This is a genomic window from Pseudoalteromonas sp. S408, from assembly GCF_005886645.1.
Taxonomy (GTDB): Bacteria; Pseudomonadota; Gammaproteobacteria; order Enterobacterales; family Alteromonadaceae; genus Pseudoalteromonas.
This window is the reverse complement of the sequence record NZ_PNDY01000007.1, coordinates 390,709-415,871: the sequence shown is the minus strand read 5'-3', so window position 1 is coordinate 415,871 and position 25,163 is coordinate 390,709. Positions and strand designations below refer to the sequence as shown.

21 protein-coding genes are annotated in these 25,163 nt (G+C 38.7%); 13 read left to right on the top strand and 8 right to left on the bottom strand.

What is annotated here, in order from left to right; translation table 11 throughout:
• The first annotated feature begins 26 nt into the window (after nucleotides 1-26).
• On the top strand, nucleotides 27-1,805 hold the full coding sequence (locus CWB62_RS08290) for a sugar phosphorylase (protein WP_138529046.1): 1,779 nt from the start codon (nucleotides 27-29) through the stop codon (nucleotides 1,803-1,805).
• Between the two features lie 45 nt (nucleotides 1,806-1,850).
• Here CWB62_RS08290 and CWB62_RS08285 read toward each other — a convergent pair whose 3' ends face one another.
• Nucleotides 1,851-4,694, bottom strand: a complete 2,844-nt coding sequence (locus tag CWB62_RS08285; RefSeq protein ID WP_138529044.1) for a TonB-dependent receptor domain-containing protein — start codon at nucleotides 4,692-4,694, stop codon at nucleotides 1,851-1,853.
• Nucleotides 4,695-5,332: 638 nt separating this feature from the next.
• Here CWB62_RS08285 and CWB62_RS08280 point away from each other — a divergent pair.
• From CWB62_RS08280 to CWB62_RS08260, 5 genes are all read left to right on the top strand, one after another.
• Complete coding sequence (locus tag CWB62_RS08280; protein ID WP_138529042.1) at nucleotides 5,333-5,722, top strand: cytochrome b562; 390 nt, start codon at nucleotides 5,333-5,335, stop codon at nucleotides 5,720-5,722.
• Between the two features lie 9 nt (nucleotides 5,723-5,731).
• A complete protein-coding gene (locus CWB62_RS08275) occupies nucleotides 5,732-6,118 on the top strand; it encodes an OsmC family protein (protein ID WP_058552376.1) in 387 nt (128 codons plus the stop codon).
• A 329-nt stretch (nucleotides 6,119-6,447) separates the two neighbouring features.
• On the top strand, nucleotides 6,448-6,714 hold the full coding sequence (locus tag CWB62_RS08270) for a hypothetical protein (protein WP_058552375.1): 267 nt from the start codon (nucleotides 6,448-6,450) through the stop codon (nucleotides 6,712-6,714).
• A 132-nt stretch (nucleotides 6,715-6,846) separates the two neighbouring features.
• Entirely contained in the window at nucleotides 6,847-7,653 is an 807-nt protein-coding gene (locus tag CWB62_RS08265; protein ID WP_138529040.1) for an alpha/beta fold hydrolase, read from the top strand.
• Between the two features lie 5 nt (nucleotides 7,654-7,658).
• Nucleotides 7,659-8,582, top strand: a complete 924-nt coding sequence (locus CWB62_RS08260; RefSeq protein WP_138529038.1) for a diguanylate cyclase — start codon at nucleotides 7,659-7,661, stop codon at nucleotides 8,580-8,582.
• 8 nt (nucleotides 8,583-8,590) lie between these two features.
• Here the strand turns inward: CWB62_RS08260 and CWB62_RS08255 are convergent, their stop codons facing one another.
• Both CWB62_RS08255 and CWB62_RS08250 read right to left on the bottom strand, forming a co-directional pair.
• Entirely contained in the window at nucleotides 8,591-9,616 is a 1,026-nt protein-coding gene (locus CWB62_RS08255) for a metal-dependent hydrolase (protein ID WP_138529036.1), read from the bottom strand.
• Between the two features lie 57 nt (nucleotides 9,617-9,673).
• Nucleotides 9,674-10,561 (bottom strand): LysR family transcriptional regulator, encoded by an 888-nt coding sequence (locus tag CWB62_RS08250; RefSeq protein ID WP_138529034.1) that lies wholly within the window; start codon nucleotides 10,559-10,561, stop codon nucleotides 9,674-9,676.
• Between the two features lie 114 nt (nucleotides 10,562-10,675).
• Between CWB62_RS08250 and CWB62_RS08245 the strand changes: the two genes are divergently transcribed.
• The 3 genes from CWB62_RS08245 to CWB62_RS08235 all read left to right on the top strand — a co-directional run bounded on the left by CWB62_RS08245 (nucleotide 10,676) and on the right by CWB62_RS08235 (nucleotide 13,171).
• Nucleotides 10,676-11,848 (top strand): MFS transporter, encoded by a 1,173-nt coding sequence (locus CWB62_RS08245; protein WP_138529032.1) that lies wholly within the window; start codon nucleotides 10,676-10,678, stop codon nucleotides 11,846-11,848.
• Between the two features lie 156 nt (nucleotides 11,849-12,004).
• On the top strand, nucleotides 12,005-12,820 hold the full coding sequence (dkgB, locus tag CWB62_RS08240; RefSeq protein WP_058404198.1) for a 2,5-didehydrogluconate reductase DkgB: 816 nt from the start codon (nucleotides 12,005-12,007) through the stop codon (nucleotides 12,818-12,820).
• Nucleotides 12,821-12,883: 63 nt separating this feature from the next.
• Nucleotides 12,884-13,171, top strand: coding sequence for a putative quinol monooxygenase (locus CWB62_RS08235; RefSeq protein WP_138529030.1), 288 nt, complete (start codon nucleotides 12,884-12,886; stop codon nucleotides 13,169-13,171).
• A gap of 98 nt (nucleotides 13,172-13,269) precedes the next feature.
• Here CWB62_RS08235 and CWB62_RS08230 read toward each other — a convergent pair whose 3' ends face one another.
• Nucleotides 13,270-13,923 carry a DUF6058 family natural product biosynthesis protein gene (locus CWB62_RS08230; RefSeq protein ID WP_058404196.1) on the bottom strand — a complete coding sequence of 218 codons (654 nt, stop codon included), beginning with the start codon at nucleotides 13,921-13,923 and terminating at the stop codon, nucleotides 13,270-13,272.
• A gap of 172 nt (nucleotides 13,924-14,095) precedes the next feature.
• Between CWB62_RS08230 and dapA the strand changes: the two genes are divergently transcribed.
• Nucleotides 14,096-15,013, top strand: coding sequence for a 4-hydroxy-tetrahydrodipicolinate synthase (gene dapA / locus CWB62_RS08225; RefSeq protein WP_138529028.1), 918 nt, complete (start codon nucleotides 14,096-14,098; stop codon nucleotides 15,011-15,013).
• 52 nt (nucleotides 15,014-15,065) lie between these two features.
• On the opposite strand, the gene CWB62_RS08220 is transcribed toward dapA, so the two are convergent.
• Both CWB62_RS08220 and CWB62_RS08215 read right to left on the bottom strand, forming a co-directional pair.
• Entirely contained in the window at nucleotides 15,066-16,886 is a 1,821-nt protein-coding gene (locus tag CWB62_RS08220) for an Lnb N-terminal periplasmic domain-containing protein (RefSeq protein ID WP_138529026.1), read from the bottom strand.
• Nucleotides 16,887-16,947: 61 nt separating this feature from the next.
• Nucleotides 16,948-17,409 carry a DUF3015 family protein gene (locus CWB62_RS08215; RefSeq protein WP_058404194.1) on the bottom strand — a complete coding sequence of 154 codons (462 nt, stop codon included), beginning with the start codon at nucleotides 17,407-17,409 and terminating at the stop codon, nucleotides 16,948-16,950.
• Between the two features lie 297 nt (nucleotides 17,410-17,706).
• Between CWB62_RS08215 and CWB62_RS08210 the strand changes: the two genes are divergently transcribed.
• Nucleotides 17,707-19,008 (top strand): DEAD/DEAH box helicase, encoded by a 1,302-nt coding sequence (locus CWB62_RS08210; RefSeq protein ID WP_058404193.1) that lies wholly within the window; start codon nucleotides 17,707-17,709, stop codon nucleotides 19,006-19,008.
• 32 nt (nucleotides 19,009-19,040) lie between these two features.
• On the opposite strand, the gene CWB62_RS08205 is transcribed toward CWB62_RS08210, so the two are convergent.
• Nucleotides 19,041-20,537, bottom strand: a complete 1,497-nt coding sequence (locus CWB62_RS08205) for an amidase family protein (protein WP_138529024.1) — start codon at nucleotides 20,535-20,537, stop codon at nucleotides 19,041-19,043.
• Nucleotides 20,538-20,626: 89 nt separating this feature from the next.
• Nucleotides 20,627-22,234, bottom strand: coding sequence for an NAD(P)/FAD-dependent oxidoreductase (locus CWB62_RS08200; RefSeq protein WP_138529022.1), 1,608 nt, complete (start codon nucleotides 22,232-22,234; stop codon nucleotides 20,627-20,629).
• A gap of 192 nt (nucleotides 22,235-22,426) precedes the next feature.
• On the opposite strand from CWB62_RS08200, the gene fdxA reads away from it, so the two are divergent.
• Both fdxA and CWB62_RS08190 read left to right on the top strand, forming a co-directional pair.
• Complete coding sequence (fdxA, locus tag CWB62_RS08195) at nucleotides 22,427-22,750, top strand: ferredoxin FdxA (protein ID WP_058404191.1); 324 nt, start codon at nucleotides 22,427-22,429, stop codon at nucleotides 22,748-22,750.
• A 144-nt stretch (nucleotides 22,751-22,894) separates the two neighbouring features.
• Nucleotides 22,895-25,138, top strand: a complete 2,244-nt coding sequence (locus tag CWB62_RS08190) for a carbohydrate binding family 9 domain-containing protein (protein ID WP_138529020.1) — start codon at nucleotides 22,895-22,897, stop codon at nucleotides 25,136-25,138.
• Nucleotides 25,139-25,163 lie beyond the last annotated feature (25 nt).

The window sequence follows — 25,163 nt, the reverse complement described above, 5'->3', positions numbered from 1 at the left end:
ATAATAAACGGTTAAAGGAGTCGCGTGTGAGTACAGTGAATGAATTATTTTTACAGCGAGTAGAGCAGCATCTACACATTATTTATCAAGATGTTGAGCTGCCTTTGTCTATACCAGAGTTTGCACAGCAACTGATAAAAATTATTTTAGGTGACAGTCCTCTTCGCGACCCAACACCCCACACAAACCGGTGGGATGAGCAAGATATTGTACTTATTGCGTATGGTGATTCGATTATCAAACACGATGACGCTGAGTTTGCAGTGTCAAATCCAATTGAAGCGCCGCTTAAAACATTGCACCGATTTATAAAAGAGCAGTGCGATATGCAAATTAACGCTCTGCATATTTTACCTTTTTATCCGTATAGCTCAGACGAAGGCTTTGCGGTAATGAACTACGTGCAAGTAAATGAGTCGTTAGGCGATTGGGAAGATATCAAAAGCATTGCTAAAGATGTAAAGCTAATGGCTGATTTAGTTATTAACCATTGCTCGAGCCGAAGTGTGTGGTTTGAAAACTTTTTAAACGATTTACACCCCGGCAAAGATTACTTTAAAACGGCAAGCTTAAGCGACGATTTAAGCCAAGTTGTTCGTCCACGCACGTCGTCTTTACTCAATACTGTCACAACACCTAGTGGTGAAAAGCATGTATGGTGCACATTTAGCCATGATCAGGTTGATTTTGATTTTGCTAACCCTGAGGTGTTAAAAGAGTTTGTAGGTATTATCCGTCATTATTTAGATAATGGCGTGCGGCTTTTTAGGCTCGATGCTGTGGCATTTTTATGGAAACAACTTAATACAAGTTGTATTAACCTGCCTCAAACCCATGAAGCTGTCAGGCTAATGCGCACGCTTATAGAGCACACCGAACCTAGTGTAGTAATAATTACTGAAACCAATATACCAAACCAAGAGAACCTCTCTTACTTTGGTAATGCCAATGAAGCGCATGCCATTTATAACTTTGCTTTACCTCCGTTACTGCTGCACACCTTATTAAGTGGCGATAGTACGGCACTTAAGCATTGGATGATGAGTATGCCACCGGCTCAAAACGGTACCGCATACTTTAACTTTATTGCATCGCATGATGGTATAGGGCTTAGGCCAATTGAAGGATTGTTGCAGCCAACAGAGGTGGCATCATTGGTAAGTACGACTATGCAGTTTGGTGGTCGGGTTTCAATGCGAACCAGTAACGATGGTACTCATACACCGTATGAGTTAAATATTGCATTATTTGATGCAATGCAGGGGACGCACAATGGCCCAGATAAGTTTGGCTTTGAGCGTTTTATGTGCTCACATGCGATTATGTTTGCGCTTGAGGGAATACCGGGCTTATACATTCATAGTTTACTTGCCACAACCAATGATTATGAACGTTTTGAAAACTCGCAACACAATAGGGCAATCAACCGCCACCGTTGGCAAGAGTCAAAACTATTAGCCGCAATTGGCGAAAAATACAGCCACCACCACAAAGTGTTTTCCGGAATTAAAAACTTGTTAGGTGTACGAAAAAAACAAAGTGCCTTTCACCCTAATGCCACTCAGTTTACGTTGCATCTTTCTGGAGGATTATTTGGCTTTTGGCGCCAGAGTATAGACCGCAGACAAAGTATTTTTTGTGTATTTAATATTAGCGATAAACCGCAAACGCTTTTATTGGCTGACTTAAATTTAATTAATACTCAGCAGTGGTTTGACTTAGTGTCGGGAAAAACAATAGAGGAAGGGCAGTTAACTATTGAGCTTGAACCGTATCAATGTGTTTGGCTAAGTAATATAAAATAACAAATAGGCCGGGCAAGCGTTGCCTGGCCTATTATTCACTTTAAATTAAAGCTTGTAAGAAAAGCTTACATAACCAAAGCGGCCAATGTTATCGTAGCTTGCACTGCCTGCACCTGTACCACGTGTACCGTATGGTAGTTCACGGTTAAATAGGTTATCTACACCTACTTTAACGCCAACACCACTATCAAAGCTGTAACCTACCGTCATATCGGTGATAAAGTATTTACCGTAGTTCATGTTGCTATTAGGGTTTGAGTTTTGAGCAAGTTCAACGTTTGTGTAAAGGTCGACCTCGTCAATAAAGCGTGTTTCAACGGTACTGAAAAAGCGGTCAATTGAGTAGCTTACAGATAAGTTGGCTTGCCATTTAGCTTCGCCAGATGTACCTGCTGCTTCAATAAAGTTGCTTGGATCATCTTGGAATGGGTAGTCTTTACGTTCAATTAAGTAAGTACCAATTAAACGCGTTTTAAAACTCCCTTCAAGGGCATCAAAATCGTAACCTAATTCAAAATCAACACCAGACGCTTTTTGACCCGCCACGTTTAATACAGAGTTTTGGATTAATGAAATCTCGCTGTTTGTATCGCGCGTAATTAAATTACAGTACTGGTTATTGATGCCTGTAGTACTGTCTACACAGCGGTCAAGAATATCTTGCGCGCTGATTGTATCAATGGCGTCTTCAAGTTCAATTTCCCAGTAATCGATAGTTAATACTGCGTTTTCAATAAACTCTGGTTGGTAAACAATACCTACCGTTGTACTTGTTGACTCTTCACCTTTTACGTCACGGTTACCGCTCGTTAAGCCATTTAAAGACGCTGAATCGTAGTCTGAGTTAAAATCATTTGCTACACCTAATGCAGCACAATTAGCACGACGGGTAGAGCTGTTTGACAAGTCGTTTAGGTTTTCTGCACGACATGGGTCGTCAACTGTGTAGAAAGTCTGGCTAGGTGCGCCAAACACTTCACCAATATTCGGTGCTCTAAGGGCAGCAGATTGCGTTACACGCACGCGTAACTCATCGTTTACAGTCCAATCTAAACCAAGCTTCCAGCTGGTTGCATCGCCAATGGTGCTGTAATCTGCGTGGCGTACTGCGGTATCAAAAACTAAGTCTTGAATAAGCGGTAAGTCAGTTAAGATAGGCATTGAAGCTTCAAAAAACACTTCGCGTACATTAAATGAGCCTTTATCTTCGCCAAGCGCATTAAAAAACGTACCTTCTGCGTTATCAGGCTCGTTCGTTTCGCTTTCTTCTTTGCGATACTCTGCACCAAAAGCAATACCCACATAACCGGCTGGTAGCTCAAAAATAGCGCCGTTTGCAAGCGAAGCTGAAACAACAGTTTGCTCAATGGTAGAGTCGCCAATAGACACTGTGTTTATGTAATCAATGGCTTGTTGGCTTGGTGCGCCAAATCCCATAATATTAACAGGTACACAGCCATCAGCTTGCGCCTCTGCGCTACGACACACAATATTACCATTTGTATCTTCAACGGCATCAAGCGCATTAAAGTAGTTAGCTAAAATCATGTTAGCGCCGTTTTCGCGCTCTAATTCTGTTTTACCGTATACGATTGACGTGTCTAGTTCCCAATCTTCAAATACAGTACCTTGTAAGCCTGTGACAAAACGTGTTGTTTCACGTGTGTTGTTTTCAATGCGTCGGCCTAAGTCAGTCATCATACGATTTACCATGATTGACTCAACACCTTCTTCTTGCATACGGGCTTTGATACTTGGGTCTAGATACGGGTTATCTAGCTTAATGCTATTGTCGCTATCAAAAAAGAAAAACGCAGGTTGGCCTATGCTCTCGCCTTGGCTATTTACGTATTTAGCGTCGAAGTATGCATTTAAATCATCAGTCACATCGTAATTAACTTTAAAGTTTACGTTGTAACGTTCAAATTCTGGTTGAATTTCTTCAAACTGACCTAGGTTAAAAAAGTCACAGTTAGCACATGACAGGCCGTCAACATTGTCGCCAATGTATAGATCGCGTGCTGTGCTATCAGGGTTAAAGCTATTCGTGTAACCGTTTTCTAATGCATAAACACCCGCGTTGTTAATCGCGTAGTAACCGGCATTAGGTGTAAGTATTTTGTCAGGGAAATCTGCGCTGTCTTTGTTTTCATCGGTTTGAGCCTGATTACGTAAGCTACTGAACGATGTGCTTGTCCATGGGTGGTCTAAAGCATTTAACGACTCTTGTGAAGAGTACTCTACTGCAAAAGCGGCATTCCCTCGGTCATCATTAAAGTTTGAACCATATGAAAAAGTCGCTTTTTTGTTGTTATAGCTATTTAGATCGGCAAAGCCACGGGTCAGGCTTACATCTAGGCCTTCAATATTATCTTTTAATATAAAGTTTACTACACCCGTTACAGCATCAGCACCATATACGGCAGATGCGCCACCAGTAATAATTTCAACGCGCTCAATCCATACACTTGGTATTGTATTGGTATCAACAGATTGTGAACCCGCAGAACTTGATACGTGGCGCTTACCGTTTACAAGTACAAGTGTACGGTCTGTTCCCATATTACGTAAATCAAGAATGTTTAAACCTGCAGTACCTATAAAGCGACCAGAATTAGCCATTGAGTAAGTACTACCCAGTGCAGGGAGGTTGTTTAATGCTTCACCAATATTAACGGCGCCACTATTTACTAGTTGATCGCCAGTAATTACTGTTACGGGAGCCGGTGCAATAGCACCTTCACGTAATATGCGAGAGCCTGTTACTTCAACACGCTCTATTTTTTTTGCTATCTGCTCTTCTTGAGCGAATACTGTGCTACTCGCTGTTGCAGCAGCGGTTAGTAGTGCACATTTTATGCTGTTAGAAATTAAAGAATAATGTTTCATGTGTTCCCTGATGGGTTTTTGTTTTAAAAATGTTTATCAACGCTGCTATTAACAGACAACGTTGTTATCACATTTAGCTAAAGAATTATCGATTATTACATGCTAATAAATAAGAATAAACCCTCTGCAGGCCTTGCTATTGTTGGCTTTGTTTGTTCGATTAATTTTGTTTATGTTGTTTTATTTTGTAAATTTTGTTTAAGTTTTGCTGATAAATAGATCGCTATTTACTATTTTATTTACCTTCTTTAGTTATGCTATTTACATTGGGTGAGTAAAATTAAATTTAACGTCGTATTTTTGATCTTTTTGTTGTTTATTTCGGCTGGTGGATGCGAGAGTAAATTTTAGTAATGGCTTCTGTTTTAGCTTACTAAATAAGCTTAAATGTAAAATAAATGTGTGCTTTTGATTGTTTGGTGACCATGTGTTTTAGCGGCGCTATTCAAAAAAATTTTCAGGTTGAGTAAATTTCATTCTCCAGTGACTTAAATGATGCTTATTTGTTGTGATAGTGTGCTAATTTATTTTTTACTAATTAAATGTAAACCCCCTTTACAGTATTAAGTCGTTGTTGCTTCGTTACTTTAAACTCTTTACTTGATACAATTAACAGACTTAAAAATATAGGGTTTTTCATGAAATATTGTTACTTCGTTATTATTATATTATTGAGCACATTAAGTAATGCAAGCGAGCCTGTAGACCTAGAGTTAAATATGAAAAACACGGGTCTTGCATATAAAAAGGCAGTGCAAGCTACTCAGCTTACAGATTTGAATGCAGCAATTGACGAGTTTATTAACCTGGTTGAAGTAAGTAAAACAGCCAAGTTTTATCAAGAACCTGAAAAATCTGTGCAAGGTCTTGATAAAGTGCTCTCTCAGGCAAAGCTTGCTAAAAAAGTGGCAAACGAACAAGGCTTAGCAGCAGCGAAAGTACCACTAAAAAGTATTGATAATCTACGTAAAAAGTATCACAAACTACATGAGCCTCCCGGCTTTTTTGAATTATTGTTTGGAAAGTAAGGAACAATTATGGAAATTTCAGTTTCATTATTAGATGGCCAAAAGCAAAGCGCAAAATTTGGTGATTTAGAAGTAATTAGCGATCAAAGTATTGCTGCCGGTGGTGGTGCAGAGCACCCAGAACCATTTGATTATTTTTTAGTAAGCATGGTGTTGTGCGCCGGGTTTTATGCCCGCAAATTTTGTGAGCAACGTGATATTTCTACAGAGGGAATGACACTTACACAAAATAATGAAAATGTAGATGAGAACGGTAAAAAACTATTTTCTATCGAAATTAACTTACCTGATGGTTTTCCTCAAAAGTACAAAAAAGCACTTATTGCAGCAGTGAATACATGTACGGTAAAAAAAGTAATTCAAGCCGCGCCTGAGTTTTCTGTCGTAGTAAAATAAAGTGTTAACAGGTAGCACTTAAGGTGTTGCCTGTTTTATTAAAAATTTACCTCTTGCGCTTTTGGTTCTAAAGTTAGCAAATTTACCAATGCCTTTATTACAAATCCTCGCGCCATAGCCATTTCTTATTGTGTTTCTAGTTTGGTGATTACTCGTAATATCTGCGATTTCTTGCTTTAAACAGTAAATTTGTTGACTATTTAAACAAACAAATCAAAAAATAATCACTTAGATCAAAAATACTGGCTATTCATTTTTAGGCTGTTATAACTATAAATAATATAATAAAAATAGTTAAACAATATATACAGTAGATACTGAGGTAATTTATGAGCGACGCGATACAACAAGAACAAATAGATCAAGGGGTAATGGAAACCCTAAGAGAGCGCGACCATAGTGCCTTAGCACAGCAAGTTAACCATCTTGCATGCAACCACAACGATATTATTGAGTTGCTGGCTCACTATATGGCGTTGAGTGAGCAAGATAATGACGAATTATTTGATGATTGGTACGATAATTTGTCAAAAGAACAACTCACAGTCCTAAAAGTTTTTGAGGTATACAGAGGCCAATACGAACACCAAAATTAATTCTGTACTATTGTAAGTATGTTTAAAAGTATTTTATATGGCTGCTAATTTAGTTAAAAGTGAATACAAATTAACTTTTAATAGCTTAGCGACAACATTGATTAGTTACTTGTGATAAAGGCGTACTTTAACGTGCTAAATTCAGAAACAATAAAATCTAGAAATAACGTAAAAATAATTGGTAGCGGCCCTAAAACATTATTATTCGGACATGGTTTTGGTTGTGACCAAAACATGTGGCGTTTTTTAACCCCTTATTTAGAGACGCAATTTAGGATTGTGCTTTTCGATTATGTGGGGTCAGGTAATTCGGATATATCTCAATACGACAAACAGCGATACAAGAAACTAGAAGGTTATGCATTAGATGTTATAGAAGTATGTACTGCTTTGGAATTATCTGATGTTGTATTTGTTGGTCACTCTGTCAGTGGTATGATTGGTGCCTTGGCTGCTTTTGAAAGGCCTGATTTAATTAGTAAGTTAATTATGGTATGCCCCTCGCCTTGCTTTTTAAATTTCCCGCCAGATTACCAAGGTGGCTTTGATAAAGAAGACTTGCAAGAATTATTAAGCTTAATGGATAAAAATTATATCGGTTGGGCTGATTACCTTGCCCCTTTAGTTGTAGGTAATGCTAACTCGGCTGAGTTGATTGGCGAGCTTTCAGGTAGTTTTTGTTCTACCGATCCTGTTATAGCCAAAAATTTTGCAGAGGCGACTTTTTTTTCTGACTATCGTTTTCTATTAAAGAAAATAAAACAACCCACACTAATTTTGCAAAGCCAAGATGATGCTTTAGCGGATGTATCTGTTGGTGAGTACGTCAAACAAGAGATAGAAACCAGCTCGCTCATTGTTATAACCGCCCAAGGTCATTGTTTACAAATGACTCATCCCGAGATTGTAAGTGAATCTATTATTAATTACATACAGTAATTGGTGTGAGTAAATTCAATCCAAATAATGTAACACCAACAACTTATTCAGTTGACTGCTTTCTATGCGGTGCTTTAATAACTGACTCTAAAAATACAATTGTTTACGTAAACAACTATTTTGAAAGCCACTTACTTTGGAAGCCGGACGAGTTAGTGGGTCAAAATATAAATAAAATTTTGACAAAATCGTCAAGAATTTTTTTTCAAAGCTACCTTATTCCCACCGTACTTCATGAGAAAAAGTCTGAAGAAATGCAGTTGATTATTTTTAATGGGCAAGGGCGAAAAACCCCGATGACTATTAACGCGCAGATAAATGAAGAGGGATTGGTGTTCTGGAGTTTGTTTAATGCAACTAAGCAAGACCAGCTTTACGATGAGTTGATAAAAACACGAGAAAAGTTAGAAGAGCAAGCTGAAAAACTAAAGTCTTTAGCAGCAACCGATGAGCTAACAGGCTTATTAAACAGAAGAGAAATGAATTACCGAAGTGGGTTGTTATTGGACCAATCGTTAAGGTCAAAGCAAACAATTGCGTTACTTGTTATAGATATAGATGACTTTAAAATAATTAACGATACTTTTGGTCATTTAGAAGGTGACCGAGTTTTAAAAGAGCTTGGGCAAGTACTTAAAAACTTTGGTCGTCAAACAGATTTAATCTCGCGCTATGGCGGGGAAGAGTTTTTAATAATGCTCCCCGACACTGATAAAAAAGGTGCTGTGCTATTTTGTAATAGGCTGCATACACTTATTGCTACGGTTTTAGTGAATGACAACCCTGTTACTGTGAGTATTGGTTTGACTATAAGTAACAATACTAAGTCATTCCTTGATTTATTTACACAAGCCGATAATGCAGTGTATGAAGCCAAAGCACGTGGTAAAAATAGAACGCAGCTATATGGCGACAAGGGTCACCTTTAATAGCTACTTTAGTTGTCGCACGTATTCTTAATAAGTGAATTGCTGGGTTGCCAAATCCGATCCCATATTTTATCAATATCATTAAAGCTCGGTCTTTGGCTAAACTTTTCAAAGCTAGCAACACTTACTCCGTTTGAGTTTATTTCACCCACTTTAAAATTAAAGACATACTGGCATTCCATCCCCATACGCAAATCCGAAAGCACCACGTTATTTTGTTGTTCATGTACTGAATAAAACCCTTTGGTAAACCATTGCAATCGTTTTACTCCCCATTCATTTTTAATGTCATTTAATAACGCAGGGGTTGTGTTGTAAGCGTGTAAAGTGACTTCACTTGGTTTATCGAATACAGATGCATAGCCTTCATAATATTGCCCATCAGACATAGCAACAAAACGCCACAGTAATGTAGTAAGTGGGGCTGGCGTACTTATATAACGATCAACTGCTATATTTTGTGCACTAAGTGCAGTTTGTGCTTTACCGTCAATTATGACTTTTAAAATGAGTGATGAGCATAAATACAGTGAGCTTATTCCAAGCGCGATACTATTTATTTTGTAAGCGGTGTGTGATGATACTTTAGGAAATAACGTGCACACCACCCCTAACAGTAATGGAAGTGTATAGAGGGGGTCTATAATAAACATATTTGATAACGCAAACGGATGCTCGGTAAATGGCCACATTAGTTGCGTGCCATATATAGTAAAACTATCCAGTAATGCGTGAGTTGATAAACACAAAAACACCAACCAAAACCATCTCATTTTATAGGTTTGCATGCCGGTATGTATTTTTAAGATAAGCCACACAATAAGTGGACTTATTAACAAGTGAATAAAAAAAGAGTGGCTAAAACCTCGATGATAAGTGAATGACTCTACAGGCCCGCCATAAGGCAAAAACACATCTAAGTCAGGTAAGGTACCAAGAGCCGCGCCCCACAACACGGCTTTATGGCCAATTTTATTTCCCAGAACGGCGTAGCCCACAGCGCTGCCTAACACCACCTGCGTTAACGAGTCCATATTATTCCTTATTGTTTATGATGTTGTTTATACTGAGAAACCATTAAAAAACGTCACTTATAGTTTAAGCTTAGGTTTTATAAAGTCTAAAAATGCCAAAATGCGCGACGACACGGCACTGTTTTTGTAATAAACAGCTTGTATGTCCTCACGATGGTTTGGCGTTTTAATACTCTTTGGTAAAACGGTTACTAACCGGCCTGTTTTTAGATCGTCGGTAACCATAAAATGCGAAAGTAATGCAATGCCTTGGTTTGCAATACAGAGTTGCCTAATTGTTTCGCCGCTACTGGCTGTGACCCCAAATGAGAGCTTTAAGGGAATGTTAAGTGGCCAATTATTGAGGCAAGGTGAGTCGGTAAAACCGATGAGTTTATGATGCCTCAAATCGCTTGCTTGAGAGAGCTTTGGTGCCTTTTTTAAATATTCAGGGCTTGCAACTAAATGTAATTCGCTCGTGCCTAGTTTTCTAGCATGTAGGTTTGAATCTTTTAAATCACCAATACGTATAGCTAAATCAGTTTTATGTTCTAGTAAATCAATAATGCTGTCATGAGAGGTTATATCCAGTGTGATCTGCGGATATTGCTGAGTAAATTGCTCAATTAAAGGTACCAGTTGATGCAAAACAAATGGGCTTGCAGCATCTACCCTAAGTTTACCACTTGGAGATTGTTTTAAGAGTTTGATTGCTTCCTCACCTGTTTGCAAAGTATTTAAGCCGTCACGCGCATATTTAATAAAAGTATGGCCCTCTTCTGTAAGTTCTAATCTGCGTGTCGTTCTGTTTAATAAAGTGCACTGCAGTGCATTTTCAAGGCGAGATACAGCACGCGACACCTTAGCTACTTGTTGATCAAGTAAATTAGCTGCTGCTGAAAAGCTTCCGCTATCAACAACCGTAATAAAAATTTCTAAGTCTTCAGTTTTGGCATGTTGTGACATAAACCCCTCGATTACCTTTGCATTTACTACAAAAGTATTTTGTCATTATTGCTGTTTTTTGCAAACACATTTTTAGTCAAACTACACGCCTTAATAAATAATGAGGATAAAATTATGCCATTGGCTTTGTGGGCGCTTACCTTAAGCGCATTTGCAATAGGAACAACCGAGTTTGTAATAGTAGGCTTAGTGCCTACCATTGCGAACGACTTAGGTGTGAGCTTGCCTTCAGCAGGCTTGTTAGTGAGTTTGTATGCAGTAGGCGTGGCTATTGGCGCGCCCGTGTTAACAGCATTAACTGGGCGATGGAACCGTAAAATTGTATTAATAAGCTTAATGGGCTTATTTGTAGTAGGTAACTTACTTGCATGGCAAGCACCGAGTTATGAAACATTCATATTGGCTCGCATACTAACAGGCCTAGCTCACGGTGTGTTTTTTTCAATTGGCTCTATGATTGCCACAAGCTTAGTAAGTAAAGACAAAGAAGCCAGTGCTATCGCGATTATGTTTACAGGCCTTACCGTTGCACTTGTAACGGGTGTGCCGTTAGGTACTTGGATTGGCCAACACTTTGGTTGGCGTGCAACGTTTTTAGTGGTATCGCTGTTGGGTTTAATTGCTTTGCTAGGAAGCGCTATTTTAGTGCCTAAGAATTTAAAACAGTCTATCCCGGCTACGTTTAAAGAGCAGCTTCAGGTTATTGTTAAGCCGCGCTTATTGCTCGTATATTTAATGACAATTTTAGGATACGGCGGCACGTTCACTGCGTTTACTTACGTAGCACCTATTTTAGAGCAACAAACTGGCTTTGTCCCCTCGGCTATTAGTTTAATAATGCTGGTTTATGGTGTGTCGGTAGCGGTTGGTAATATATGGGGTGGAAAATTGGCTGATAAACGGGGCCCAATTAGCGCACTGAGTATTATATTTAGCGCGTTAACAATTATTTTATTGGCTTTTACCTTTACCATGGAATCAAAAGTAGCCGCAGTACTAACTATTTCAATATGGGGTGCATTTGCATTTGGTAACGTACCAGGATTGCAGCTTTATGTTGTAAAACAGGCACAAAAGCATACGCCTAACGCGGTAGATGTCGCATCGGGCTTAAACATAGCGGCGTTTAATATTGGTATAGCACTGGGCTCAATTATTGGTGGTAGTGTAGTGGAGGGCATGTCGCTTCAAGATACCGCTTGGATTGGCGCAGCAATATCCGCTTTAGCATTAATTGTAACCCGTTACAGTGGCATGCTTGATAAGCGGGAAATTCAGCGCGTATAAAGTGTAAGCTGTTAAGGTTGAAACTTAAATTAATGGCCTCATTACCTGTATTGAGGTCATAGATTCTTAAGTGACGACACAAAAGAAGTAAAAGGTGTATTTTGTAAAGCTTTAAAAGAGCTTGTTTTTAACCGATTATTTTATAAGGATAGAGCCATGACACAACGTGTAATTGAAATGCCAGATTTAGGTATGGGAACATTCCGTTTAGAAGGCGACACCGCCTACAATTCAGTAAAAATGGCGTTAGAAGTAGGATTTCGTCATATCGATACAGCGCAAATTTATGGTAACGAAGAGCAAGTAGGCCAAGCCATAAAAGACAGCAACATCCCGCGTAGCGAAATATTTTTAACCACTAAGGTGTGGAACAATAAGCTCAATAAAACCGACTTTATTGCCAGTGTAAAAAAATCGCTTGAAAAGCTACAAGTAGAGTCTGTTGATTTACTACTTATTCACTGGCCATCACCAGCAAATGATGAACCAATGAGCGAATACCTTACTGAACTTTTAAAAGCTAAACAGCTTGGTTTAACTAAACATATTGGTGTATCAAACTTCACTATTGCAAATTTAAACGAAGCAATGCAAACGCTCGACTCGCGTGAAATTTTTACCAATCAGGTTGAGGTTCACCCATACTTAACTAATACTAAATTGCGCGCATTTTGTGCTCAGCACGATATACACGTAACAGCGTATATGCCATTTGTAGTAGGCAAAGTACTTAAAGATGAAACGATTATTGATATTGCCAATAAGTATAATGCGTCGCCAGCGCAAGTGGTTATTGCATGGGTAAACGCCAATGGCATGACAACGATCCCCTCATCTACTAAGCGTAAAAACTTAGAAGATAACTTTAACGATCATGTTAAATTAGATGATGAGGACATTGCCCGTATTGACGGCCTTGATTGCGGCGACCGCCAAGCAACGCCAGATTTTGCGCCGCAGTGGGATCAGTAATAAAATACGCAATACGGTGTTAGGTGCAGAAAATCTGCACCTTTATTTTTAAAAGGACTGAGCATGTTAACGGTAATCGCCACTATTTCGAGTAAAAATATTGATGCAGACGTTGTATTAACCGCACTCGAAAACCTACAAAAGTACTCGCGACAAGAAGTAGGTTGCCTGCGTTATGAGCTATCGGTTAAAAGTGATGCGCAGCAAACTACTTATTTAGTGAGTGAGCAGTGGGCATCTGATGAGCATTTTGAAGCACATAAAAATGAGCCGCATTTTAAAGCCTTTGGCACACAAGTGACGGGCCTAGTAACCAGCAGTAATATTGATGTATATAAATCAATTGGCTAGGCATAACTAATTGATTCAATGAATTTAAACGGCGGCGTAAATCTACACCGCCTTTTAAAGTTTTATATTCCCTTGCTAAGGTTTAGCTTTACTATTTTTTATTTTATGGATAAGTCGTACTTTAAAATAAGCGCATCTATATAGCGAGCGCGTAGGGTTTGCTGTTTTTCGTGATCGGCCCCGTGGCCTAGTGCTTTGTTTAATAGTTTCATAGCGGGGTGTAGTTGTGTACGCTCTTGTTGATTTAAGGTTGCTTTAGTGCGCAGCTCAGTGATGTCGTCTACCAATAGGCGGCCAATATCTACACATACTATTTCATCAATTAACCCGTTTTGTGTAAGCACACCATATTTACTACATAAAAACTGCTGCCATACTTGTTGTAGGTGTTCTTCTATTTCACAACCGAACAATTCTTCGTTAAAGGTAAAGCCCTGCTGAGCAAGTTTAGTAAGGCTTGCCGTGTATTGCTGTGCAAAATAATTAAAGGCATTACTTGATGATTCAATTTTTTGTTTAATTAGCCCTTGCCCCCAATTTACACAACCGCGCGGGTAATAGTCATCGTACTCTTCACACTCATACAATCCAGAATACGAACTGCAACTTAATTGACTTTTTATGCAATAGCTTGGTTTAGGAAATACGCTGTGTTGCTGCCATGTATCTAGCTGCTCGGCGTCAATATTTAAAGCATGGCAAAGCTCATCAGTATTATAAAAATGAGTGGCTAAGTAGTTAGATAAACGCATAAAGGCTCGCTTAAAGTTAAAAATATAAACACTGTTTAAATGTACAGTGTTTATATTTTGTATTATCAAACTAAATAACACAAGCCATTTTACGTTTATTATTAGCTTAAGCCTGCAAAAATGCGTGTAAGTGTGTTACAAATAGCGCAAGTTTTTTAAATAATGAATTTTTATGCGCACCCTAGAACGAATTAAACAAGCAAGCTTAATTACCGCTATTAAAACCCCGTACTTAGCCAATGGTGAAATAGACCTAGCAAAGTACGACGAACTCGTTGAAATACAAATAACGGCAGGAGTAGATGGCATTGTGGTTGGTGGTACAACCGGCGAAGGCCAGTTAATGAACTGGGAAGAGCATTTAATGCTTATTGCGCATAGTGCAAACAAGTATGGCAATAAGCTACTGATTGTAGGTAATACAGGTAGCAACAATACACGTGAAGCAATAAAAGCCACTAAATACGGCTTTGCCAGTGGTATGCATGCAGCGCTGCAAATTAACCCATATTATGGCCGCACGTCTATCGCAGGTGTTAACGAGCATTTTAAACGTGTACTTGATATAGGCCCTGCGTTTATTTACAACGTTGCAGGGCGTACAGGGCAAGATTTAACCCCTGATATTATTGAGCCATTAGCACAGCATCCTAACCTAATTGGTATAAAAGAATGTGGCGGCAATGAACGTATTGCCCATTACGAGCAGCAGGGAATTGCATGTTGGTCAGGTAACGATGACGAAGCCCACGATGCGCGCCATGTACACAAAGCACACGGTGTTATTTCGGTTACCTCTAATCTTATTCCTGGGTTGTTCCGCCAATTAATGGATACTAAAAATGATTCGTTAAATACCGCATTACAACCTTTAATGAACTGGCTGTTCTGCGAGCCAAACCCGATTGCAATTAACACCGCAATGATGATGACAGGCGCAGTAAATCCCGTATTTAGATTACCGTATTTGCCTTTAAATGAAGAGCAGCAACAAATAGGGTTGCCACTTATTAATCAGTTAAATGAAGCCGATGTAGTTGGTGGCAAGGCTAGTTTACTTAACAGCGATGAAGTATTAACTCTTTCTTAATTAAGGTATGAGGCTAAAAGTGAAGCGTAAATAATTTCACTCTTGGCCTTTTTTATTGCCAGTAATAATTTAATTTAAGTTTCCAGCTTGTTAGGTTTGAATGTTTGTAACTAACGCGAATGTCAAAATTTTGATTTATAGGAATTGATATTTCAGCTTGGGTTGATGACTTATCATCATTTCCTAATATAAATTGTTCGTGAGAAGTTCTTAATTTAATATCTGAGTATAGTGTTGTTATTAGACCTAGTTCTAACGATGCATCATAAATATTGTCTGTAGCAGCAAGATCTCCAATATACCCGTTAGCAAGCGTAAAGAGCAGGGTTTTATTATTATTGGTCAGATAAGATTTACCTATTCCACCCATTACAAACGTGTTTGTGCAGCTTTGGCAAAGTGTATTCTGCCTTTCAAAACCAGCATTGATTTTCCATGAAAGGTTATTTTCTTTTGGCCATTTAACATAGGCTGGTGAAAATGACTCTAAATCCAGTAAGTGCAGTTTATCTAGATACAAATTAGAGTTTAAGATAGAGACTTCAGTATCAACCATTTCTAAATTGGAAAACGCAATGCGTGCAACATCTGACGCTAAAGAGTCAAAATAACTGAGTCTAAATCCCAAACCAAAGTTGTGTTGCTTGTTTACCTGGGTTGACGAAACAGACATATTTGATGGTTTTTGTCCTTTATGAGGCGCTTGCTGGGTATATGATGAAACGTGCACTTCATTGCCAATTGGGAGCGTTAAACGCGTTTTAATTAGTGCTTTTTTTAAGCTTTTAATATGCTCAATATTGTGTTTTTTTATTTGCTGTAATTGGGCTAGCTCAAATAATATTTCAATAATTCGCTTTTTACTTTTTATATTGAGTGAGATGAAATCATCTTGCTCAAGAAAGTCAGGTGTTTTGTATATTTGCTCTGCAATGGTTGATTCGTTGCTAGTCAGCTTTTTCATATACTCAATAAAAACAGTACTTCGAGATGGCGTAAAGCGTACCTCTTGAACCAGCTTTTTATTGTTATAAGTAGCCTGATTTAACTTTGAAAAAACAGTTGTCGGGATCATCCATGGCGAGCTGTTATTTGTTAACTGCTCTCCTATAACAAGTTCTATTAGTTGCGCAATATGAAACGCGCAGTTTTCATCAGCAAAATAGTAATCGAATTGCGCACCGAGTATTTCCCATAAATGATTAGCAATAAACTTTGTATCGTCATTTTTTAAGGCAAGCTTATATTCCCAAAGATCTCTAAGTTCTATTTCACCGTAATTATGTTGATGACGGTAAAATAATTGATCCGAAAACCCTGCTTTATAACCGCCAAACAAGCCTTTTGTTATATAAACTAGACCATTTTCGTTATCCGGTACATGAGCACCATAATTTATGCTGTAATCGAGTAATTTATTATTTTTGGCCGATGACCGATTTAGTTTTAACAACAAATGCCCATAAAGTGATGCCGGATTACTCATATAACCAGATGCAAATATTAGGCTTATAGAATGTATGGGTTGCGCATCTCGCCATTGTTCTAGTTCAATACAGGAGGACTTAGGCTGCGTAAATGTTAACCCTTGTTTTTGTAGCCAGGTGTATCGTGCAGGATATTTACATTGTGCTAGTGGGTCTTTGTTAAAGCTTTGCACTGTCGCTTTTAGCTCTTCAAAAGGGCTTGTTGCTCCGCGAGAAGATATAAAAAATGATGTGTTCGTAATATAGCTTTTATTAAACGCTGGTTTTTTGTAATGGCCTAAATTTAACCACGTGGGATGTTGGGCTAATTGTTTTAATGTTGCAGATGCTTGAAGATTAAACGAAGCAATGAAAAAGATAAAAATTATAAAAGAATAAATTTTCATAAATACCCAACAGGCTTGGGGTAGAAAAGGCTAAAAGGGCTAAAATTAGCCCTTTTATATATTATATTGCAGAACAGTTAGCTGAGAACTGGCTAGCAATATTGCTTTCAACAAGTGTGTATAGAGCCTGAGCATCGTTTACAGATGTTTGTGCAAAATCATTACGTATCGTTGTGATCATTTGAGAATGAGCTGAGCTATCACACCCACGTACATTTAGCATTGCTGAGATGTACTCGCCTTCACCTTGTGCAATTTCTTGCTCTAGGATTGGGAATGTTTGTTGTATAAATTGTGCAGTTTTAACGTTTGCACCTTTACAGCTTTCTACAGATGAAACATTTGAAGAAACAGCAGTTGTTCCTAAATCCCAAATAACATTTGAGATAGCAGCGGCTGTGCCATTATCAGGAAAAACCATTGCACCAATACCACATTGCTGCCATGGGTTAACATCTGCTTGCGCTGGTGTTACTACGAAAGCGCTTGCTAATACTGCTGCAGCTAAACATCTTTTTATCATTATTAAATCCTTATTTATATGTCCCTTAAATGGGGCTTGAATTCTATACATAAGAAAGCTTAAGAACAATAACCAGTTTTAAAAAAATTAATAATAAGTATATTTTGTAAATTTTATGGGGTAAATATTTTCGATAAGTGAGGCTCTGAACACTTTGTGAGAGAAGCTATTGATTTATTGGTAAGCAATTTTAATAAAACAAAATATTTAAATAGTAATATTGTTTAAAACTAACTGTTGGCTCATTTTTACTGTATAATTTGCGACCCTTGATAATGTGGCCGTAGGTTATACAGCATGAATTTTAAATCTTTTAGTTTCGCACCTGAAATCATCCAGGCATTAGACGAACTTAACTATCACACTCTTACGCCCATTCAGCGCGCAGCTATTCCAGCTGTTCGTAAAGGTAAAGACGTTTTAGCCAGTGCACAAACTGGTACCGGCAAAACTGCCGCGTTTGCTTTACCTGTTATTCAAAAATTAATTGAGTCAGACTTAAGTACAACCAACGCACCTAGTGCACTGGTATTAGCGCCTACACGCGAATTAGCAGAGCAAATAGCCAATAACTGCAAAGAGTATGCAAAGCATACCTCGCTAAAAGTAGTGAGTTTATTTGGTGGGGTGAATACTACAGGTCAAGAAAACGCATTAAAAGCAGGTGTTGATATTGTTGTGGCAACTCCGGGCCGTTTATTAGATCACATTCGCCTAGGTAACTTAAGCTTAGCGAATGTAAAGCATTTAGTATTAGATGAAGCTGACCGCATGCTTGATATGGGCTTTATCACAGACATGCAAACTGTGATAAAAAGCTGTGCAGATGATCGTCAAATTTTATTGTTTTCGGCTACATTCCCAGCTGCGATTAAACAGTTTGCCTCTAAAGTACTTAAGCAACCAGAAATTGTACGTGTTGACCAAACTAACAGTACAGCAAGTACCGTTCAGCACGTTGTGTACCCAGTCGAAGAGCGCCGTAAGCAAGAACTTCTTTCAGAGCTGATTGGTAAAAAGAACTGGCAACAAGTACTTGTGTTTGTAAATATGAAAGACACCGCGGACGAGCTAGTTAAAGAACTTAACCTTGATGGTATTCCTGCAACAGTTTGCCATGGCGATAAGTCACAAGGTAACCGACGCCGAGCTTTACGTGAATTTAAAGAAGGTAAAGTGCGTGTGCTAGTGGCCACTGAAGTTGCCGCCCGAGGTATTGATATTGATGGATTACCCCGTGTAATTAATATTGATTTACCTTGGCTTGCTGAAGATTACGTTCACCGTATTGGCCGAACAGGCCGAGCTGGTAACCAAGGTCAGGCAATATCGTTTGTAAGCCGTGAAGAAGAAAATACACTATTTGAAATAGAAACATTAATTGGTCAAAAAATTAAGCGTATTTACCTCGAAGGCTATGAAGTAAGTAACCGTGAAGTACTTATTGATAAGATAGGTAAAAAACCCGCTCATTTACGCCGTACTCGTTCTAATAAACTATCAGGACAGGCAACGGGTGAAGCTCGCGCAGTAAACCGTTCGCGTATATCTAACGTGCGTAAAAGCTTAAAAGGTGCAAAGCTGTCACTTAAGAAATAACAGCTAATATAAGAATTAGTAAAAACCTGAGTTTACTCAGGTTTTTTTATGGTCGAAATAAAAGCTTCGTCGATTATTTGAGCATGCTGATAGGCTGCCTGTTGCTGGTTTTTATTTGCAATAATAGACAATCCAACGGGTAAACCACTTACCTTACCAACGGGAAGGGTAATATGAGTTGTGCCGGCAATTGCTGATAAAGAGCTACTACTGCCTTTAAAGTTATCACCATTTACCAAGTCTGTTTTCCACGCAGGCGATGTGGTTGGAGCAACGACTACATCCACATTATTATTTTTGTATAAATTAGTAATGGCGGCGGTGGCTAATGTGCGGTAACGCTGTTTAGTTTTTTGGTATTTGTCTGTTTGTGTTAAGTCGATAGCGTTGGCTTGTATTAAAATGTCTTGCCCAAAATGGGGCATTTCAGCTGCCTTGTTTTGTTTATTAAAATCAATCAGTGCACTTAAACTTTTTACCTTCACTTGGGCAGCAGTATTTGCTAAGTAATGGTTTATTTCCTTTTTAAAGTCGTAAAGCAATACATAATATTCATCGACAAATAGCGTAGTTAAATCATCTGTTATATCAATATTAATTACTTTATGGCCAGCCTGTTGGAGAGCTGAAAGTTGATTTTGGTATAAACGCTGTGTTTCTACTGTAAATTTATCACTTGGTAGTGCACCAATAACTAATGATGACTTTTTAGCATCTGGCAATGCTTGTAATTGAAAACTATGCGTTGAGGTATCAAGCGTATCGCGACCTTGTATAACTGATAATACAAGGCGGGCATCTTTTAATGAGTGTGCCATTGGGCCAACACTGTCTTGGCTACTTGAAAGTGGCACCACACCAGAGCGCGATACTTGGCCCATGCTTGGTTTTATCGCGTAGACACCGTTTACAGAAGCTGGGCAAGTAATAGAGCCATCGGTTTCTGTGCCAAGGGCTACAGGAGCAAAGTTAAGTGCGATGGCAACAGCTGATCCCGAGCTCGAACCACAAGGATTACGAGTTATGTCATGCGCATTGTGTGTTTGCCCCCCAACGGCGCTCCATCCTGATGATGAGTAAGACGATCGAAAATTAGCCCACTCACTTAAATTAGTTTTACCTAAAATAATGGCGCCAGCATTACGTAACTGCTTAACCACAAAGGCATCATTGTTAGTAATGTTATTTTTAAGTGCTAACGAGCCTGCTGTTGTTGGTAATGAGCCTGTGGTTTCTATGTTATCTTTCAAAAGTACCGGTATTCCATGAAGAGGCCCAGCCCACAGCCCTTTAGCACTAAGCTCATCAATTTTTTTAGCTTGCGTAATAGCACTAGGCTCAATATTAATGACCGCATTGAATTGAGGGTTAAGTTTATTAATACGATTAATATAGTATTGGGTAAGTTGCTGGGCACTAATTGTATTATTTTTAAACGCCGAGTGAATTTCATCTATTGTTTTTAGCTCGTGTGCTGAAGTGTTTAAAGCAACGACACAGGTTAATAATCCTAGTAATATTTTTATCATAAAAAAGCACGCAAATAGTTGTTTGGTTACTTTTAACACAAAAAAGCCCCACAATGTGAGGCTTTACGATAATTAACTAAATATAGCGTTTAAGTGTTTTCAAGCATTGATAGCGCAACAGCTTCGGCTGCTTTTATGCCATCAATGCCCGCTGATAATATACCGCCCGCGTAGCCTGCGCCTTCACCTGCAGGGTAAAGCCCTTTAGTATTAATGCTTTGATAGCTTCTGTCGCGTTTTATACTAATGGGTGATGACGTGCGTGTTTCTACACCCGTTAGTAACCCGTCATTAGTAGAAAACCCACGTATTTGTTTGTTAAAAGCAGGGATAGCCTCACGAAGCGCTTCAATTGCAAAAGCAGGCAACACATTACTGAGATCGGTTAACTTAATCCCGGGCGTATATGAAGGCTTTACATCGCCTAAATCAGCAGAAGATTTGCCTTTTAAAAAGTCGCCGATAAGCTGGGCTGGTGCATCGTAGTTTTCGCCGCCTAACTTGTAAGCTTGCTCTTCTAATTTGCGCTGTAAATCAATACCCGCAAGAGGGTGACCTGGGAAATCTTTTTCAGGTGAAATACCTACAACAATAGCACTATTTGCATTGCGCTCACTGCGTGAATACTGGCTCATTCCATTGGTTACAACACGGCCTTCTTCAGATGTTGCAGCAACTACAGTGCCACCAGGGCACATGCAAAAACTATATACAGTGCGACCGTTATTGCAGTGGTGCACAAGTTTATAATCGGCAGAGCCTAAAATTGGGTTTCCAGCATTTGGCCCAAAACGACACTCGTCAATCATTGATTGTTTGTGCTCAATTCTAAATCCCACTGAAAATGGTTTGGCCTCAATATATATCCCTTTGTCATGAATCATTTTAAAGGTATCGCGTGCGCTGTGCCCAACAGCAAGAACAACGTGGCGTGTTTCAATATGTTCACCGTTAGACAAGGTAAGGCCTGTTACTTGACCATTATCTAAGTGGATATCGTCTACACGCGTGCTAAAACGAATTTCTCCGCCAAGTTCTATAATACGGGCGCGCATTTTTTCAATCATAGTGACGAGTTTAAAGGTACCAATATGAGGTTTGCTTACATACAAAATTTCTTCAGGTGCGCCGGCTTCAACAAATTCAGTAATAACTTTTCGTCCATAATGTTTTGGATCTTTTACTTGGCTGTATAATTTTCCATCTGAGAATGTCCCCGCGCCGCCTTCACCAAACTGTACATTTGATTCGGTGTTTAGTGCTTTTTTACGCCAAAACCCAAAGGTGTCTTTGGTACGCTCTCGAACTTCTTTGCCTCGCTCAACAATAATTGGGTTAAAGCCCATTTGGGCAAGCACTAAGCCTGCAAACAAACCGCATGGACCAAAACCGATAACAACAGGACGCTCGGTGATATTTTCGTTTGCTTGCGCTACAAATTTATAAGATGTGTCGGGTGCTGTTTTTACATGTTGATCTTTTGCAAATGTGGCTAAAAGCTCAGCTTCGTTATCAACTTCTATATCAAGGGTGTAAATGAGTAATATGGCTGTTTTTTTACGAGCATCGTAACCGCGTTTAAATACGTTATAACTGTGTAATTGTGCAGGTTGGATTTTTAGTTTGTTGATAATGGCTTGGCCAATGGCATTTTCATCATGATCAAGTGGCAATTTTATTTCAGTTAAACGTATCATTATTATCTCTATTTGGTGTCTTAGCGGGTGTTTTTCCGCTCACAATAAGAAAGTGTAGGGCACGAATTGGCTTTACATTAAGGGCGCACATACTACGTTAAATTGGCAAAATATGGCAGTTATTTATTGTATTTTTAAGGTGAAAGGGTATGATCGCCCACTGTTAAATTAGCTTTATGGTACAAAAATATTATGGCGTTTGTAGTTACCGAAAATTGCATAAAATGTAAGTACACCGATTGCGTATCAGTGTGTCCTGCGGATGCATTTTTTGAAGGCCCTAATTTTTTAGCTATTAGCCCGATTGACTGTATTGATTGTGGTTTATGTGTTCCAGAGTGCCCAGCAGAAGCAATTTATCAAGAAGATGAACTACCTGAATCTCAAAAAGAATTTACCGAACTCAATGCAGAGCTTGCTCTTATTTGGCCTCGTATTACACAGGTAAAAACAGCCCCTAAAGATGCTGACACATGGAACGGTGTTGAAAATAAGCTAAAGCTACTTGATACCTAAGAATAGAACAAATAATCCTTTATTATTAATTAGTTAATATTTTGCGAAATTATGTTTGCAAGGTATTAACAAATGTACCCGCTTAAATTACACTCCGGTTTAGAAATTACTCATATTGAGTAAAGTTGTTTTAAATGGATGTTTATGCAGTACTTTATAACTATAAAAAAACCACTCACGTTTTTACTTTTATCGTTCTTCCTACTAGTTAATAGCTACAGTGCATTTGCTAAAAAAGAGCAGGTATCGCTGGCTCGAATAAATCAAAATATCAGTGTTGATGGCGTACTAGATGAAGCGCATTGGCAAAAAGCGACCTATGTCCCTTTGCTTGTTCAAGATGAGCCTAATGAAAGAGGTACCCCTCCTGTAAAAACTGATGCGTACATGTATGAAGATGGCACAAATTTGTATGTTGGTTTTATTGCTTACGATCCTGACCCGGATCAAATACGCGCTTCACTTCGTGACCGTGATACCCTTTGGCAAGACGATACTGTAATACTTGTAATAGACACCTTTAATGATGAACGCTCAGGCTATGAGTTTTTTGTTAATCCGTTAGGCGCACAAGGCGATTTACGCATGAGCGATACTGATGGTTGGCAGTCAGATCCATCGTGGAATGCAATTTGGGATAGCGCTGGCAAAATTACCGATGAAGGCTATATAGTTGAAATGCGTATTCCTTTTAAAGCACTGCGCTTTCCAGAAAATAAAAAAGATTTAACGTGGGGGTTTTTATTAATGAGAAACTACCCTAGGGATGTACTTTATCAAATATCCAATATGGGGTTCGACCGCGATGTTAAATGTAGCTTGTGTCAGTTTGATAAGTTAACTGGCTTGAGCGAATTAGCATCAAGTAAAAATGTTCAACTTACCCCAACGCTCACAGCACTTCGCCACGATGATAAAGCCCAACTCCCTGGCGACTGGGAGAACGGTAGCATAGACACTGAGGCCGGTTTAGATTTACGCTGGGGAATAACAAAAGACGCGGTGTTAAATGCGACTATTAACCCTGACTTTTCGCAGGTAGAGACCGATTCTCTTGAGCTTGACGTGAACACAACGTACTCAATATATTATGCAGAGAAAAGACCTTTCTTTTTAGATGGTGCCTCTTACTTTAAAAGTAGCTTGTTTGAGCTTTTATACACTCGAACCATTGCAGAGCCAACGTTAGGGGCAAAGCTAACTGGTAAAACTGATGGGCACAGCTATGCACTTATGCTAGCTGATGACGAAAACAGTAATATCCTATTACCAACAAACCAAGGTTCTGGTTTTGCCTCACTGAATGAGAAAACACAGGCAGCAGTCGGTCGTTATCAATATGATTTAGGTGAACAAGGAACGTTGGGCGTATCAAGTACACACCGACAAAGTAATAATTATCGTAATACGGTGTTATCAGTTGATGGCAGTTATTGGTTTAATCAGTCAGATACATTGCTTTATCAAGTTTCGTCAGCTGATACGCGAAACTCTGACTTTTTAGTTGATAACTATGGTCTCTCTAAAACACAATCAGATCAGGCATATGCAATTGAATTAACTCGTGACAAGCGAGACTATAAACTTTTCACATCTTATGAAAATATTGGCGAGGATTATCGCACCGATTTAGGATACCAAGCCAAGGTCGATTATGAAAAAGTGCTGATTGGTGGCGGCCAAACGTGGTATCGAGATGAGTTGGATTTAATTACGTCATGGTCTTATGAAGCTGATTGGGATAAAACCTGGGCGCAAAGTGGTGACTTGCTTGAAGAAGAATATGAAGGCTTTTTAAGTTTTAAGGGGCAAAAGCAGTCTTTATTTAATATTGGCTTTATTCATCGTAAAGAGAGTTATTACGATGAGTTTTACAATCAAAATATAGGTTACCTTTATACTTCACTTAAACCCACTAAAGACTTGAATCTATCGTTTTATTTAGAATATGCAAGCCGTATTGACTATACAAATCTTGAGCTTGGCGATGTAATTAATACACAAACTCAAGCAGTGTGGGATATAAACGATCATTGGCAAGTGGATATAAGACACAGTTACAGCAAGTTAGATAACCCACGGGATGATCGCGTTTATACAGCAAATTTGGTCGACTTTAGACTGCATTATAAATTTAACATGCGATCAATGTTAAAACTGATTTTACAAGTTGAAGATATAGACAGAAACAAAGAGGCTTATTTTTATCAAGTAAGCCAAACAAATATAGACTATGGTAGCCAACTGGTTTATTCGTATAAGATTAACGCACAAACTTTATTTTATTTAGGTTACTCAGATAGAGGGTATCAGGACGATACACTAGAAAATATTGAGCGTGACCAACGCACCTTTTTCACAAAAGTGAGTTATGCATGGCAGCTCTAACAAGGTAATGTAAATATGGGCTCAT